Consider the following 14,201-nt stretch of genomic DNA (forward strand, 5'->3'; position numbering starts at 1 on the left):
TTTGATCCGCCGCCTGAATTTGCCTGTTATGGTCTGACGGATGGGGCTTTAGTCTGTCAGCGGATCACCGACCCGCATGATTTCCCACTCTAGCGTGATGCCGCTTGTTTCGTAAACCTTTTTTCGCACCTCCTCGCCCAGTCCTTCGAGGTCGGCGGCGGTGGCGGTGCCGGTGTTGATCAGGAAGTTCGAGTGCTTTGGACTCATCTGCGCCCCGCCACGTGTCGCGCCGCGCATGCCCGCATCATCGATCACTTTCCACGCCTTCAGGTCGTGGACGTCATCGGCCCGGCCTGTGGAGGAGAAACCGGCAGGGTTGCGGAAAGTGGAACCGGCGCTGCGATCCTTGGTGGGCTGTGTCTCGTCGCGCTTTTGCAACTGCGCCGCCATGCGCGCATGGAGATCATCGGGATCGGCTGAGGGGCCTTCGAACGTGGCCGAGACCAGAACCGCGCCTTCGGGCAGGTCTGTCTGGCGGTAGCGGAAGTTCAGTTGGTCGGGCGACAGGTCCACGACACTGCCCTGCCGGGTCACGATGGTGGCCTTGCGCAGTACATCTGCCGTGTAGTTGCCGTAACAGCCTGCGTTCATGCGCACCGCACCGCCGATGGAGCCGGGGATGGTGCGCAGGAAGGTCAGGTCGACCCCCGCATCCGCTGCTTTGCGCGCCACGTGTGCATCCAGTGCCGCTGCGCCCGCGGTAACAGTGTTTCCCTTGACCGAGATGCCGTTGAAGCCGCGCCCCAGCCGGATCACCATGGCCCGCAAGCCGCCGTCGCGGACAATCAGGTTCGAACCGACGCCCATCGGGAACACCGGAACATCCGCCGGCAGGTCGCGCAGGAACGATTGCAGATCTTCAAGGTCGGCTGGCTGGAACAAATAATCCGCCGGTCCTCCGACACGAAGCCATGTGAGGTCGGCCAGCGGACGGGCCTCGGACAGGCGGCCTCGGGTCGCGGGGAGGGTTGTCATTCGGCTGCACGCGCAGCCAGGCTGCGCCCGCCGACCCCGCCCATGATCGCGGCGAATAGAAACGGAAGCACACCGGCGGTCAGCCAGACGAGCGGACCGAATGCCTGCTCTTCTTCGCCCGTTCCAACGCTGGCCAGCATCACGATCAGCACCAGCCCGGCGGCAGACGCCAGCCCAATCAGCCACAACAGACCGCGCAGTCCAATCCAGCGGCCTGCGGTGAACCCTGCGGCGGCACCAAGAACAAGGGAAATGAGCGGCAGATAGGCAAATGTGGTGATCGTCGCCATGGCGGACCTCGTGAAGTTGGCCGGTTATTCGTCAGCCGCCTTCATGCCCTGCATTTTCGCCTTTGTCCAACGGGTCAGATAAATCACCGGCCAGCGCAGCACCGACATGCCAGCGGCCAGTACGATCAAACCTACCCATGGGCCATTCTGATAGGTCACAAATCCCAGAATCGGGATCCCCAGCGCAATCAGGACATAGGCGCGGGTCCAGTGATTGTCCTTGCTGGGGATCATCGCCAGCACATTCGCGGCAACCCCCCAGAGAGCGGCGAGAGCAATGGACCAGTTCATTCCATGACCTCCCCGCGCACCCATTTGCGCCAGTAATAGCGGATCGGATTGCGGAACATCGAGACAAAACCGCCCAAAGCCAGCAGCGACCAAAGCCAGCCATGTACGTAGCCCAGCCAAACGATCAGCACCGGCGCACAGATCAGCAAAATGATACCCGGAGGGAATTGCAGCCGCATCGGCAACAACGCCACGATAGTAGCGCAGATCACCCAGAGCGCTGAGAAGATCATCGAATAATCCATTCGCCCCTCCAAGGACGCGCGGAAGCCGCCCGCAGCATATCATACATTTGGGTTGTGCGCCAAATGAGCGCGAGGGTCAAACAGCTTGTTTTCGCTGCAATCTTTCGGGCAATCCATTGGCCCAGGCGCTGATTGTACCGGCACCGAGGCAGACGACCATGTCGCCTGGACGGGCCTGTTCCCGGACAAGGCGCTCCAGATCGTCCTCGCTCAGGATCGCGCGGGAATGGCGGTGGCCATGGCGGATCAGACCTTGCACCAGAGCATCGCGCGAGGCGCCTTCAATCGGGTCTTCCCCGGCCGCGAACACCTCTGCGATGGCGACCACGTCGGCGTCGTTGAAGCAGGTGCAGAAGTCATCGAACAGGTTCGACAGGCGGGAATAACGGTGCGGCTGGTGCACGGCGATGACGCGGCCGTCGGTGGCCTGACGGGCCGCCTTTAGCACGGCAGCGATTTCAACCGGGTGGTGGCCGTAGTCGTCGATGATGGTGACACCGTCGACTTCCCCGACCTTGGTGAAGCGGCGATTGACGCCGCCGAAATTCGCCAGCGCCTCGCGGATTTCCGACGCCTTCATGCCCAGATGACGGGCGACAGCCACTGCAGACAAGGCGTTCGAGACGTTGTGGTCGCCCGGCATCGGCAGGGTGCAACCTTCGATCACTTTGTCTTCGTATTGCAGGTGGATGTCGAAATGCGCCACACCGCCCTTGTAGGTCAGGTTCACTGCCCGCACATCCGCCTGCGCGTTGAAACCGTAAGTGCGGACGCGGCGATCGGTGATGCGGCCCACCAGTGCCTGCACTTCGGCATGGTCCGTGCAGCAAACGGCCAGACCGTAGAACGGCAGATTCGTGACGAATTCATAGAACCCGTCGCGCAGGGTGTCGAAATCGCCCCAATGCTCCATATGCTCGGGGTCGATATTGGTGACGATGGCGATTGTCGCAGGCAGTCGGTTGAACGAGCCGTCGGATTCGTCGGCCTCGACCACCATCCATTCGCCCTGCCCCATGCGCGCGTTGGAGCCATAGGCGTGGATGATGCCGCCATTGATGACGGTCGGGTCGAAATCGCCCGCCACCATAAGCTCGGCCATCATGGTGGTCGTGGTGGTCTTGCCGTGGGTTCCGGCGATGGCGATGTTGGATTTCAGGCGCATAAGCTCGGCCAGCATGTCGGCGCGGCGGACAACCGGCAGGCCTTGCGCACGGGCTTCGTCCAGTTCGGGATTGCCCGGCTTGATCGCGGTCGAGACAACGACAACAGCGGCGTTCTTCAGGTTCTCGGCGCGCTGCCCCACGAATATCTCGGCCCCCAGACTAGCCAGACGATCCGTGATTTTGGAAGCTTTCAGGTCGGAGCCCTGCACCCGGTAGCCAAGGTTCAGCAACACCTCGGCGATGCCTGACATCCCGATCCCTCCGATCCCGACGAAATGGATCGGGCCTACGTCCTGCGGCAGTTTGGTTGCTGGGGTCATGCGGTCTCCTTCTGCGCCAGATGTTCGACAAGGGCTGTCAGTCGCTCGGTTGCGTCCGGCGCCCCCGCGGACAAGGCGGCACGGGCCATTTTCTGTGCGGCTTCGGGCTTGGTCAGAACCGTGGTGATTTGCTGTGTCAGCGAGGCAACGTCAAGTGCATTTTCGGGGATCATGATCGCCCCACCCGCCTGAACCAGTCCGCGCGCATTGGCGGTCTGGTGGTCCCCTGCCGCGGCAGCAAAGGGGATCAGGATCGAGGGGCGGCCGATCACTGAGATATCGGCGACACTGGATGCGCCCGAACGGCTGATGACCAGTTGGGCATCTGACATGCGGCGGGGCACATCGTCGAAAAAGGGCCGAACATCGGCGCGAATGCCGTGGTCGCTGTAGAACGCGGTGACCCGTTCGCCATCTTCGTCGCGCGCCTGATGAGAGACGCGGATATGGTTGCGGATATCTTCGGGCAGTTCGGCGATGGCTCCGGGCACCATATCGCTTAGGATGCGTGCGCCCTGCGAGCCACCCATCACCAGGATCGACATCGGGTAATCACCCGGCGGGATATACCCTGCGGCGGCCCGATCCAGAACAGCGGCGCGCACCGGGTTGCCGGTATGGATGCCATGTGCGCCTTCGGGCAGATCTGTGGGCCAGACGCCGCAGGCCACTTGTGCAACACGGGTGGCGAACAATTGGTTCACACGGCCCAGTACCCCGTTCTGTTCATGGATCATGCGGGGGATTTTGAGCATCGTCGCCGCACCCAACGCCGGAATCGAAGGATAGCCGCCAAAGCCCACGACCACATCCGGGCGGTCGCGCATCATCTGAAACGCCATCCCCGTCACACCGGCGGCGATCCGGGGCCCGACCATCGCCTTGGCCGCCAAGCCACCACGTGCGAAAGTGGCCGAAGATGCCTCGACAATCTCGGTCGCGTCGGGGAAGGCCCCGGTGTACCGGGCGCCACGGGCATCGGTGGACAGGCGCACGCGCCATCCTTTTTGCAGCATCGCCTCGGCCAGCGCCTGCGCGGGGAACATGTGGCCCCCGGTGCCGCCCGCCGCAATCAGAAGGTAGGGTTTGCTCATCAACCTCGTCCGCGCAGAATATCACCCAGTTCGCCCTGTGGGCGGGTGCGGGTAAACGCCAAAAGCATGCCGACCGCAATGCCGCCTGCAATCAGCGATGAACCGCCGTAGCTGACGAACGGCAGCGTCATGCCCTTGGCGGGCAACAAGCGGACGGCAACGCCCATGTTGATCATCGCCTGAACACCGAACATGCAGGCCAGACCGGTTCCGGCCAGACGGATGAACATGTCTCGCTCGCGCATCAGGCGCAGCAGCGACCGCACGACGATCAGCGAGTATAGCGCGATGATGATCAGCACCAGGATCAGGCCGTATTCCTCGGCCGCCACGGCGATGATGAAATCCGTATGCGCGTCGGGCAGCGACCATTTCACCTGCCCTTCACCGACGCCGACACCGAACAGCCCACCCTCGCGGATGGCGTTGGTGGCATAGCCCAGCTGGGTGGTCGGATCGACCTCCTGGTTGAGGAAACCGTCAATACGGCGGGCGAAGTGTTCCGAGTTCGAATAGGCGAACATGCCGCCCAGAACCACAAATGCAGCCATGCCGACCAGCAACAGCATCGGTGCGCCTGCCACAAAGTACATAACACCCCAACCAAACAGGATCAGGCACGCCTGCCCGAAATCGGGTTGCATCACCAGCATTCCGACAATGGCCGTGCACAGCGCGAAAGACCACAACCGCCCCGGCGGGCCGTTGATCTCCTGTGATGCGGCAAGAAGCCATGCAGCCACGACAACAAACCCGGGTTTCAGAAACTCGGACGGCTGCAGCGAGGCAAACCCCAGCGAATACCAGCGCACCGCGCCTTTGCCGAAATCGGTGCCGAAGACAGGCAGAAAGGCCAGCGCCACAAAGGAAGCCAGAAAACCCAGCACCGCCAGACGTCGCACCAATGTCGGCGACATCATCGAAGTCAGCAGCATTGCGATCAACGCCAATCCGCCGAAAAACGCCTGACGTTCGACATAGTGGAACGGATCAAACCCGTTGCGCCCCGCCAGTGGCGGTGATGAGGCAAGCCCCAGCAAAAGTCCGATGACAAACAGGATCAGAACGCAGGACATCGTCCAGCGATCAATCGTGCGCCACCACTTTGGTAGAATCGGTTCGCCGCGCTGGTCCTGGACCGCGCCATACACCATCTCAGTCATGAGATACCGCCACTTTCTGCCTCGTTCACGTCCCGTTTTTGGGATCTGATTGAGAGTCTAACGCGATTTTTGCGTTTGGGCCAGTGGAATGAGGGCGGTCAGCGGAATTCCCATCGCGAGAATGCCAGGGGCTCCGTACCCCCAAGACTGTGGTGCGGGTGGAACTCAGGCCTCGGAAACCAGCGGCTTGCTGTTTTTCAGATGCCGCTTGACCAGTGTCCGCGTTTGCCCTCCGGTCCGCGGGATGATCCGCGCCATTTCGGGCGCATAGGTTTCGGACATGATCTCGGGAAACAGTTCTGCGATTTCGGCGGTGGCCTCTTCACCTATGCCTTTGAGGGCCTGTGGTCCGGTGAACAGGCTTTCCGACGGCGCCCCTTCGGCAAAAAGCACCTCATGTCGATCAAACAGTATGTGGAAATACGTCACCTGCTGGTCGTCTTCTTCGATGGAAATACCAGGCATCCCAACCAGCTCGTGCGCAGGCACCAGAACCTCGGGCTTGGAAAACATTCTGGCCGCGATCGGGGATCGGACCAGCATCCGATGCTGCCGGGAGACTCGCAGGTCGTCTTTAGGCAGACCATTCCCAAGCGCACCCCTGGCGATCCGAACCGGCCGCAGCTTTGGCTTGACCCTCAGATCAATGCTGTCCAGTTCGCGCGAACCGATCCAGCGGATTATCTGGGGCCCATTGTCCAGGGTCGTGACCATATCGCCCGGATTCAAGGTCTCAATCAGGCGTGGACCATCAGGCGTCTGGATGCTTGTCCCTTCCACAAAGCAAGGGACAACAGTGTCGACATCGATGTCCGGGCCATTGTCGATAATGGCGGTGATGGTCAGCGTCGTGTTCAGGGGCGGTATGGTCCCGCCGATGAAGCCCAGAAAATACCCGTCCTCGCTGTCGACCCCGATCGAATTTCCATCCCCGTCGAGGTCATAGTCGAAAAGGCCGATCTGGTAGGTATTCGTGCCGTCCGTCACCGAAACGGTGAAATCCCAGAAAATGATCTCTCCGTTCAGGGTCTGGGTCGGGTCGTTGCCGGTCTCGTTTGAGATGTTGTCGCCATCGATAATCGTGGCGTCTGCGCCATCCTGGATCGTGATCTGGCTGTAGGCCGATATCTGGAACGTGGATCCCACGACACTGGATGAAGCCCCTGCATCGGACAATGTGCTGTCAGACCGAAAGGCACCATATACGTTCGTGGGCATGCGGCCCCTCCACCAAATTTTTTAACGCAGACAAATAGTCACTTTACCGAAGAATTCGTAGGATTTGAGGCTCGTGCAGGTCAAGTGCCGCCGCGGGAAAACTTCGAAGTTGTGACCGGCAGGCAAGTCCTCGTCTTGCTGCCCGCCTGTTGGAAATGCCAAAAACAAGGGAAAATGGGCGTTGGAAAACATCTCGCCCTTGCGGTTGCGAGAAAACCGGGCCATGCGCTTGCACATGGCCTTTGACACGATCATCCTTGGTGCCGGAGCCGCCGGCATGATGTGCGCCGCCCACTGTGGCGGGCGTGTTCTGGTGATCGATCACGCCAAGGCAGCCGGAGAAAAAATCCGCATCTCGGGCGGTGGGCGCTGCAACTTTACCAACATGTATGCGGGGCCGCAGAACTTCCTGTCGCGAAACCCCCATTTCTGCAAATCGGCGCTGGCGCGATACACGCAGTGGGATTTTATCGATCTGATAAACCACCACGGCATCGCCTGGCATGAAAAAACTCTGGGTCAGCTGTTCTGTGACGGGTCGTCAAAGCAGATCATCCAGATGCTGCTGGACGAGATGCAGCGTGCGGGGGCCGAACTATGGATACGAACCGAACTGAAGGACCTGCGCAAGGCCGAAGGCGGCTTTGCACTGGAGGTCGAGCGTGAAGGTAAGCGCCTGACCCTGACCTGCGCCAATCTGGTGCTGGCCACGGGTGGCAAGTCGATCCCCAAGATGGGTGCGACCGGGCTGGCCTATGACATTGCTCGGCAGTTCGGGCTAAGGCTGACGGAAACGCAGGCGGCGCTGGTGCCTTTTACCTTTTCGGACGGCAAGTTCCGGGACCTGTCTGGCGTGTCCCTGCCTGCACGGTTGTCAAACGCCCGGACCAGTTTTGACGAGGCGCTGTTGTTCACCCATCGCGGCCTCAGCGGACCATCGGTGCTGCAATTGTCGTCCTATTGGCGCGAAGGTGAGACGATCAGAGTGAACCTGATCCCGGATCTGCCGCTGTTCGACATGCTGCGGGACCAGCGGCAAAGCGGTGGCCGCAAGGCCCTGACCACGGAACTGGCGCGCCACCTTCCCTCGCGATTGGTGGATTACCTGAAACAGTACATCCCGATGCAGGGCAATCTGGCGGATCAGTCCGATGCCGCGCTGAACGACCTGATCGCTGCCCTGTCCGACTGGGAACTAACGCCTTCTGGCACGGAAGGCTATCGCACGGCCGAGGTCACGCTGGGCGGAATTGACACCGACGATCTGTCGTCCAGAACGATGGAGGCCAGGAATGTCCCCGGCCTCTATGCGATTGGCGAAGCGGTGGATGTCACCGGCTGGCTGGGCGGTTACAACTTCCAATGGGCGTGGTCTTCGGGCTACGCCGCCGGAACTGCAATCGCGGGGCGTTAGCCGACGACGTTGTACCCGCGTCCGCGCATGCAGTTGCGCACGATAACTTCCTTGTTCTGGTTTTTCGCGATGACATCCGCGCCCGCACCGATCACCGCGCCGGCGGCGGCGGCCCTGCCCAGGTTAGAGCTGCTGTCCTGAATGATGGCGGTCGTGGCGGCAGCACCCGCTGCGCCGATCGCCGCGTTGCCGGCGGTCGAGCCGTCAACGCTGGCCTGCGACGCCGCCAGCTGCTGGCATTGCGCCAGATCCGAGTTGTAGTTCGGACCCACAGGGCCATCGATGACCGGTTGGTAATTGGCACCGGAGTTGGCGCAGGCGCCCACCAGAACAAGTGCGGGAACGACCAGAAGTGACTTGCGATTGAACATTTTCGTGACCTCGTATTGATTTACCCGCAGGTAATACCGCCGGGGACAGTCTTCAAGCAGGCAGGGTCCAAGCCTGCCCGAACCGGCGGTCTATTGCAAACGCGGCTCAATCCAGCCGTTGGCGCACCTGCGCGGTGAAGTCATCTCCGCGCTGCTCGAAATTGTCGTACTGGTCGAAACTGGCGGCTGCCGGAGCCAGCAATACCGTCTCACCCGGCTGCGCGTCCTGCATCGCGCGCTCGACCGCCGTGGCCATCGTGGTGCAGATTTCGGTCTCGACCTCAAGTTGCATGGCGAATCCTGCGGCCTCGCGCCCGATAACGTAGGCTTTGCGGACCTGATCCTTCACGTCGTTCAGGCCTGACAGGCCGCCGTCCTTTTCCAGCCCCCCACAGATCCAGCGGATGTTGCGGAACGCGCTCAGCGCTTTTACCGCGCTGTCCACATTGGTCGCCTTGGAATCATTCACATAGGTCACATCGTTTGCTTCGGCGATGATCTGGCTGCGATGCGGCAGGCCGGGATAGCTCTGCAGGGCCTGCTCGATCATTTTTGGCGCAAGCCCCACTGACCGGCAGGCAGCATATGCGGCGCAGGCGTTCTGGTGGTTATGCGCCCCTGGCAGTCCCTTGATCCCACGCAGCTCGATTGATCCGGCCTGGCGCCCCTTGCGGTACTCCGAAAGAAACCCCTTGCGGGCAAAAACCTGCCAGCCCGGCCCGGTCAGCTTGCGCGCAACCGATACCCGGATGACGCGGTCGTCGGCAGGGCCTTCGGACATCTGACCGGCCAGAAACGCGCCTTCGGGCTCATCCACGCCGATGACCGCGCGATCTGGTCCGCCTTCGGCAAACAGGCGACGCTTGGCGGCGAAATACCCGCCCATGCCGCCATGGCGGTCCAGATGGTCGGGCGAGAGGTTGGTGAACACAGCCACATCCGGCGTCAGCGCACGGGCAAGTTCGGTCTGATAGCTGGAAAGCTCAAGCACCACGACCGAACCATCACCGCCGGGATCAATATCCAGCACTCCGCGTCCGATATTCCCGGCCAGCTGCGCCTCGCGACCGGCCTCGGTCAGGATATGGTGGATCAGCGCTGCGGTGGTGGATTTGCCGTTCGACCCGGTTACGGCGATCACACGTGGCGGGGTGTCGAAGCTGTTCCATGTCTGATCCGCGAATGACCGGAAGAACAGGCCAATATCGTTGTCGACCGGCACACCGGTCTCAAGCGCGGCCGCCACGACCGGGTTGGGTTCGGGATAGAGATGCGGAATGCCGGGGGAGACGATCAGAGTGGCGATGTCATCGAAGGCCCCATGACGCCGCAGATCGGCACAGGTGAACCCTTCGCCTGACGCTATGTCACGCGCCGTCGGATTGTCATCCCAGCAGATCGCTTCGGCCCCACCCGCCCGCAGCGCGCGCGCCGTGGTCAGACCGGACCGGCCCAGCCCCAGAACCGCAACTTTCTGCCCTGAAAACCCTTTGACCGGGATCATGCCGCCACCCTTCCTACGACCTTCAATTGGCCGCCACACTGCGCAGAAGACCTGACCGAAGGCAAGGGTCCGGAAAGGCTCGCGCGGCAGCGCGAGCCGGGCCCAACAGGTGGCAGGCGGACCGCAGGTCCGCCGAACCTGGCGGGAGCGTTAGCGGACCTTGAGCGTCGCCAGACCGATCATCGCCAGGATCAGCGAGATGATCCAGAAGCGGATGACGATCGTGGGTTCCGCCCAGCCCTTTTTCTCGTAATGGTGATGGATCGGTGCCATCAGGAACACGCGGCGACCTGTGCGTTTAAAATACAGCACCTGAATGATCACGCTCAGCGCCTCGACCACGAACAGCCCGCCGACAACGGCCAGTACCAGCTCGTGTTTGGTGGCCACGGCAATTGCGCCCAGCGCCCCGCCCAAGGCCAGGGATCCGGTGTCACCCATGAACACGGCGGCAGGCGGTGCGTTGTACCACAGGAACCCAAGCCCCGCCCCAAAGAGCGCCGAGGTGAAGATGAAAATCTCACCTGTGCCTGGCACGTAATGCACATCCAGATATTCGGTGAAGTCGACCCGCCCTACCGCGTAGGCGATGATGCCCAGGGTCGAAGCCGCAATCATCGCGGGCATGATCGCCAGACCGTCCAGACCATCGGTCAGGTTCACTGCATTGGCGGCCCCGACAATCACCACGATCGAGAAGGGAATATAAAAGATGCCCAGATTAATCAGCGTGTCCTTGAAGATCGGCAATGCCAGCTGGCTTTGCAGCATTTCGGGGTGATTCAACGTTGCCCAAAGCGCCGCCAGGGCTGCAATGATGATGCCCAGCGCCATGCGCATTCGGCCGGAAACGCCTTGGGTGTTCTGCTTGGACACTTTGGCATAGTCGTCGGCAAAGCCAATGGCCGCATAAGCCAGAGTGACGAACAGTACCATCCAGACATACGGGTTATCCCATCGCGCCCAGATCAGCGTCGATGTCACCAGCGCCCCAACGATCAGCAACCCACCCATCGTGGGCGTTCCGGCCTTGGAAAAATGCCCCTCTGGGCCATCATCGCGGATCGGCTGACCTTTGCCCTGCTTGCGGCGCAGCACGTTGATCAGCGGTTTGCCGAACAGGAAGCCGAAAATCAGCGCCGTCATGAAGGCACCGCCCGCACGGAAAGTGATATACCGGAAGAGGTTCCAGAAATCTCCTCCGTCCGACAGGCCGGTCAGCCAATACAACATAGCGATACCTTTCTCACGCGGTGGTCACGGGGGCAAACGCTCATGACCCGGGCGCGCCCAATTGCCCCATTTTGCGCAAACCGTCAACAATACGGGCCAGCGCCATGCTCAGCGAGCCCTTGGCCAGAACGGTGTCTCCATCCCGGACCAGTTCCGGCAGGCGGTCGGCCATCTCGGCGCTGGTCTCAAACCACAATCCCCGTTTTTCTGCGGGCAGCGCCTGATGCAACGACTGCATCAGCGGGCCGATGCAATGGACCTGATCGACATCGCCCATGGCAGGCAGGTCAGCCATACCGGCGTGCATGGCGATTTCCTGCGCGCCCAACTCCTTCATATCGCCCAGAAATGCGATCCGGCGGGAGCCGCGCGACGCGGCCAGTACATTCAGCGCCGCCTCCATCGAGGTTGGGTTTGCGTTATAGCTGTCGTCGAGCAGTTCGATATTGCCGCCTTCTGCCAATGTGACTTGCTCGCGCACACCACGCCCTTTGACCGGCGACCATTGCCCCAGTCCGGCGATCGCCTGATCAAGGTCCACGCCCAATTCGACACAAGCCGCCAGCGCGCCCAATGCGTTCATGGCAAAATGCAGACCAGCAGACCTGACGCCAAAACGGATCGTTTTGCCGCTCACCATTGCCGTCGCGGAAACCGAATCGACCTCCTGTGCCGCACCTTCCAGAATGAAATCCTGCGCCTCGCGGCCAAATTCGACCGTTTTCAGGCCGAGCTTCTGCGCACACTCCCGCAGGATGTGCGCGTGTTCGATGTCCGCATTGACGATGGCTGCGCCGCCTTCGGTCAGTCCCTCAAAAATCGCGGCCTTTTCCCGGGCGATAGCAGCTACCGACTCGAAGGCTTCGAGGTGAACTGCCGCCACAGTCGTCACCAGCGCCACATGCGGCTTCGCCTGCCGCGCCAACGGTGCAATCTCGCCCGGGTGGTTCATGCCGATCTCGATCACCGCAAACTCGGTGTCGCGCGGCATCCGGGCCAGCGTCAACGGCACTCCCCAGTGGTTGTTGTAACTGGCGACGCTGGCATGGGTCCTGCCTTGCGTTTCCAGGATCGTAGCAAGCATTTCCTTGGTCGAGGTCTTGCCGACACTGCCGGTCACACCAACCACTTTCGCATTTGTCCGGGCGCGTGCGGCCTGCCCCAGCGCTTCGAGCCCCGCCTGAACATCGTCGACGATCAGCAATGGCGCGTCGCCTGGCACGCCATCGGGAATACGCGAGACCAGCGCTGCGCCTGCGCCCTTCTCAAGCGCCTGCGCCACAAAGTCGTGCCCGTCACGCGCGGCCTTCAGTGCGACAAACAGATCGCCCGGCTGGATGGTGCGGGTGTCGATGGACACGCCGTTTGCTTCCCAGTCAGAGGTCGCACGCCCGCCGGTTGCCGCGGCAGCCTCAGCCGCTGTCCAGAGCGTCATGCCACCCTCCCGTCCAGTGCGGCCACGGCGATACTGGCCTGTTCCGCATCGTCGAACGGCAAAACCTGATCGCCGACAATCTGGCCCGTCTCGTGCCCTTTGCCCGCAATCAGCAGCGCGTCACCCGGTTGCAGCGCGTCGATGCCACGCAGGATGGCTTCGGCGCGGTCACCCACTTCGGTGGCTTCCGGCGCGCCATCCATGACGGCGGCACGGATGGTAGCCGGATCTTCGCTGCGCGGATTGTCGTCGGTGACAAAGACGATGTCAGCGTGATCAGCCGCAGCCCTGCCCATCAGCGGGCGCTTGGTGGCATCCCGGTCCCCGCCCGCGCCGACGATGGCGATCAGGCGACCCATGACATGCGGGCGCATCGCTTTCAGCGCCGTGGCGACCGCGTCAGGCGTGTGGGCGTAATCGACAAAGACCGCAGCCCCGTTTTCGCGGGTTGCGGCAAGCTGCATCCGCCCGCGAACCGTTGTCAGGTACGGCAGGATTTCGAACACACGCTCGGGTTCATCCCCGGCCGCGATGACCAGCCCGGCGGCCAGCAGTACGTTTTCGGCCTGAAACCCCCCGATCAGGTTCAGGCGGGTCAGATGCGTTTTGCCCTGCCACGAAAACCGCAAATCCTGCCCGGTCGCGTCAAAGCGTTGGTTCATCAGGCAAAGGTCCGCATCGCCGAGCCCGACTGTCAGGACCGTCTGACCGCGCTGTTCGGCAATTCGGCGCACCTGGGCGCCCTTGGGATCGCTCAGATTGACGACGGCCGTTCCATCCTGCGGAAGAACCCGGTCGAACAGGCCCATTTTGGCGGTGAAATACGCCTCGAACGTTTCGTGGTAATCCAGATGATCCTGCGTGAAGTTCGAGAATCCGGCGGCCGCCAGGTGCACACCGTCCAGGCGGCGCTGCTCCAGCCCGTGCGAGGACGCCTCCATCGCGGCGTGGGTCACGCCATCTCCCGCTGCCGCCGCCAGACAGCGATGCAAGGTGATAGGTTCTGGCGTGGTGTGGGCCAGCGGCGCGGTCCATGCGCCTTCGACACCGGTGGTGCCGAGGTTCACGGCGGCGTGGCCAAGTTCAGTCCAGATCTGGCGGACAAACGTGGCAACCGAGGTTTTGCCGTTGGTCCCGGTAACGGCCACGATGGTTTGCGGCTGCGCGCCGAACCACAGGGCCGCCGCGCCTGCCAGCGCCTGACGCGGATCTTCGACAACAATCAGAGCCGCGTCCGATGCAGCCAGTTCGCTGGCCGCGATCTCCGCGCCTCTGGCATCGGTCAGGATGGCGGCGGCTCCCATGCGCAGAGCGAACTGGATGAAATCGCCCCCATGAACGCGTGTCCCGGGAAGCGCTGCGAAGAGAAAACCGTCTTTGACCTCGCGGCTGTCAACCGCCAGACCGGTGATGTCGGGATTCGCGCCGCCCCGTGCGGTCAGGGCCAGTTGGCTTAGTTTCTTTGACCTTGCGCCCATGACC

At 62.1% G+C, this 14,201-nt stretch carries 14 protein-coding genes; 1 reads left to right on the top strand and 13 read right to left on the bottom strand.

Annotated features, from left to right (window positions below; translation table 11 throughout):
- Positions 1 to 48 precede the first annotated feature (48 nt).
- The 8 genes from murB to ACR0JW_RS07720 all read right to left on the bottom strand — a co-directional run bounded on the left by murB (position 49) and on the right by ACR0JW_RS07720 (position 6,762).
- A complete protein-coding gene (murB, locus tag ACR0JW_RS07685; protein ID WP_170677933.1) occupies positions 49 to 975 on the bottom strand; it encodes a UDP-N-acetylmuramate dehydrogenase in 927 nt (308 codons plus the stop codon).
- A complete protein-coding gene (locus ACR0JW_RS07690) occupies positions 972 to 1,265 on the bottom strand; it encodes a hypothetical protein (RefSeq protein ID WP_170615238.1) in 294 nt (97 codons plus the stop codon). The genes murB and ACR0JW_RS07690 overlap by 4 nt, the downstream gene beginning before the upstream one ends.
- Before the next feature lie 24 nt (positions 1,266 to 1,289).
- A complete protein-coding gene (locus ACR0JW_RS07695) occupies positions 1,290 to 1,556 on the bottom strand; it encodes a DUF2484 family protein (RefSeq protein ID WP_170677935.1) in 267 nt (88 codons plus the stop codon).
- Positions 1,553 to 1,801 carry a DUF2484 family protein gene (locus ACR0JW_RS07700; RefSeq protein WP_170677938.1) on the bottom strand — a complete coding sequence of 83 codons (249 nt, stop codon included), beginning with the start codon at positions 1,799 to 1,801 and terminating at the stop codon, positions 1,553 to 1,555. The genes ACR0JW_RS07695 and ACR0JW_RS07700 overlap by 4 nt, the downstream gene beginning before the upstream one ends.
- Before the next feature lie 76 nt (positions 1,802 to 1,877).
- Entirely contained in the window at positions 1,878 to 3,287 is a 1,410-nt protein-coding gene (gene murC / locus ACR0JW_RS07705; protein WP_170677940.1) for a UDP-N-acetylmuramate--L-alanine ligase, read from the bottom strand.
- Positions 3,284 to 4,381, bottom strand: a complete 1,098-nt coding sequence (locus ACR0JW_RS07710) for a UDP-N-acetylglucosamine--N-acetylmuramyl-(pentapeptide) pyrophosphoryl-undecaprenol N-acetylglucosamine transferase (protein ID WP_170677942.1) — start codon at positions 4,379 to 4,381, stop codon at positions 3,284 to 3,286. The genes murC and ACR0JW_RS07710 overlap by 4 nt, the downstream gene beginning before the upstream one ends.
- Positions 4,381 to 5,544, bottom strand: coding sequence for a putative lipid II flippase FtsW (ftsW, locus tag ACR0JW_RS07715; RefSeq protein ID WP_170677944.1), 1,164 nt, complete (start codon positions 5,542 to 5,544; stop codon positions 4,381 to 4,383). The genes ACR0JW_RS07710 and ftsW overlap by 1 nt, the downstream gene beginning before the upstream one ends.
- Positions 5,545 to 5,709: 165 nt before the next feature.
- Complete coding sequence (locus ACR0JW_RS07720) at positions 5,710 to 6,762, bottom strand: Hint domain-containing protein (protein WP_170677946.1); 1,053 nt, start codon at positions 6,760 to 6,762, stop codon at positions 5,710 to 5,712.
- Positions 6,763 to 6,997: 235 nt separating this feature from the next.
- On the opposite strand from ACR0JW_RS07720, the gene ACR0JW_RS07725 reads away from it, so the two are divergent.
- A complete protein-coding gene (locus tag ACR0JW_RS07725) occupies positions 6,998 to 8,176 on the top strand; it encodes a BaiN/RdsA family NAD(P)/FAD-dependent oxidoreductase (protein ID WP_170678571.1) in 1,179 nt (392 codons plus the stop codon).
- On the opposite strand, the gene ACR0JW_RS07730 is transcribed toward ACR0JW_RS07725, so the two are convergent.
- The 5 genes from ACR0JW_RS07730 to ACR0JW_RS07750 all read right to left on the bottom strand — a co-directional run bounded on the left by ACR0JW_RS07730 (position 8,173) and on the right by ACR0JW_RS07750 (position 14,197).
- Positions 8,173 to 8,547 carry a glycine zipper family protein gene (locus ACR0JW_RS07730; protein ID WP_170677948.1) on the bottom strand — a complete coding sequence of 125 codons (375 nt, stop codon included), beginning with the start codon at positions 8,545 to 8,547 and terminating at the stop codon, positions 8,173 to 8,175. The two genes, ACR0JW_RS07725 and ACR0JW_RS07730, sit on opposite strands and share 4 nt — an antisense overlap.
- A gap of 106 nt (positions 8,548 to 8,653) precedes the next feature.
- Entirely contained in the window at positions 8,654 to 10,051 is a 1,398-nt protein-coding gene (gene murD, locus ACR0JW_RS07735; protein WP_170677950.1) for a UDP-N-acetylmuramoyl-L-alanine--D-glutamate ligase, read from the bottom strand.
- A 150-nt stretch (positions 10,052 to 10,201) separates the two neighbouring features.
- Entirely contained in the window at positions 10,202 to 11,284 is a 1,083-nt protein-coding gene (mraY, locus tag ACR0JW_RS07740; RefSeq protein ID WP_170615220.1) for a phospho-N-acetylmuramoyl-pentapeptide-transferase, read from the bottom strand.
- A gap of 40 nt (positions 11,285 to 11,324) precedes the next feature.
- Positions 11,325 to 12,719 carry a UDP-N-acetylmuramoyl-tripeptide--D-alanyl-D-alanine ligase gene (locus tag ACR0JW_RS07745; RefSeq protein ID WP_170677952.1) on the bottom strand — a complete coding sequence of 465 codons (1,395 nt, stop codon included), beginning with the start codon at positions 12,717 to 12,719 and terminating at the stop codon, positions 11,325 to 11,327.
- Entirely contained in the window at positions 12,716 to 14,197 is a 1,482-nt protein-coding gene (locus tag ACR0JW_RS07750) for a UDP-N-acetylmuramoyl-L-alanyl-D-glutamate--2,6-diaminopimelate ligase (RefSeq protein ID WP_480713781.1), read from the bottom strand. Before ACR0JW_RS07750 ends, ACR0JW_RS07745 begins: the two co-directional genes overlap by 4 nt.
- Positions 14,198 to 14,201: the final 4 nt, after the last annotated feature.

The sequence above is a fragment of the Ruegeria sp. BG6 genome (assembly GCF_056538465.1).

Excerpts from the sequence above, each read along its gene's own strand:
- murB (WP_170677933.1), bottom strand. The coding sequence starts at position 975 with ATGACAACCCTCCCCGCGACCCGAGGCCGCCTGTCCGAGGCCCGTCCG.
- ACR0JW_RS07690 (WP_170615238.1), bottom strand. The coding sequence starts at position 1,265 with ATGGCGACGATCACCACATTTGCCTATCTGCCGCTCATTTCCCTTGTT.
- ACR0JW_RS07695 (WP_170677935.1), bottom strand. The coding sequence starts at position 1,556 with ATGAACTGGTCCATTGCTCTCGCCGCTCTCTGGGGGGTTGCCGCGAAT.
- ACR0JW_RS07700 (WP_170677938.1), bottom strand. The coding sequence starts at position 1,801 with ATGGATTATTCGATGATCTTCTCAGCGCTCTGGGTGATCTGCGCTACT.
- murC (WP_170677940.1), bottom strand. The coding sequence starts at position 3,287 with ATGACCCCAGCAACCAAACTGCCGCAGGACGTAGGCCCGATCCATTTC.
- ACR0JW_RS07710 (WP_170677942.1), bottom strand. The coding sequence starts at position 4,381 with ATGAGCAAACCCTACCTTCTGATTGCGGCGGGCGGCACCGGGGGCCAC.
- ftsW (WP_170677944.1), bottom strand. The coding sequence starts at position 5,544 with ATGACTGAGATGGTGTATGGCGCGGTCCAGGACCAGCGCGGCGAACCG.
- ACR0JW_RS07720 (WP_170677946.1), bottom strand. The coding sequence starts at position 6,762 with ATGCCCACGAACGTATATGGTGCCTTTCGGTCTGACAGCACATTGTCC.
- ACR0JW_RS07725 (WP_170678571.1), top strand. The coding sequence starts at position 6,998 with ATGGCCTTTGACACGATCATCCTTGGTGCCGGAGCCGCCGGCATGATG.
- ACR0JW_RS07730 (WP_170677948.1), bottom strand. The coding sequence starts at position 8,547 with ATGTTCAATCGCAAGTCACTTCTGGTCGTTCCCGCACTTGTTCTGGTG.
- murD (WP_170677950.1), bottom strand. The coding sequence starts at position 10,051 with ATGATCCCGGTCAAAGGGTTTTCAGGGCAGAAAGTTGCGGTTCTGGGG.
- mraY (WP_170615220.1), bottom strand. The coding sequence starts at position 11,284 with ATGTTGTATTGGCTGACCGGCCTGTCGGACGGAGGAGATTTCTGGAAC.
- ACR0JW_RS07745 (WP_170677952.1), bottom strand. The coding sequence starts at position 12,719 with ATGACGCTCTGGACAGCGGCTGAGGCTGCCGCGGCAACCGGCGGGCGT.
- ACR0JW_RS07750 (WP_480713781.1), bottom strand. The coding sequence starts at position 14,197 with ATGGGCGCAAGGTCAAAGAAACTAAGCCAACTGGCCCTGACCGCACGG.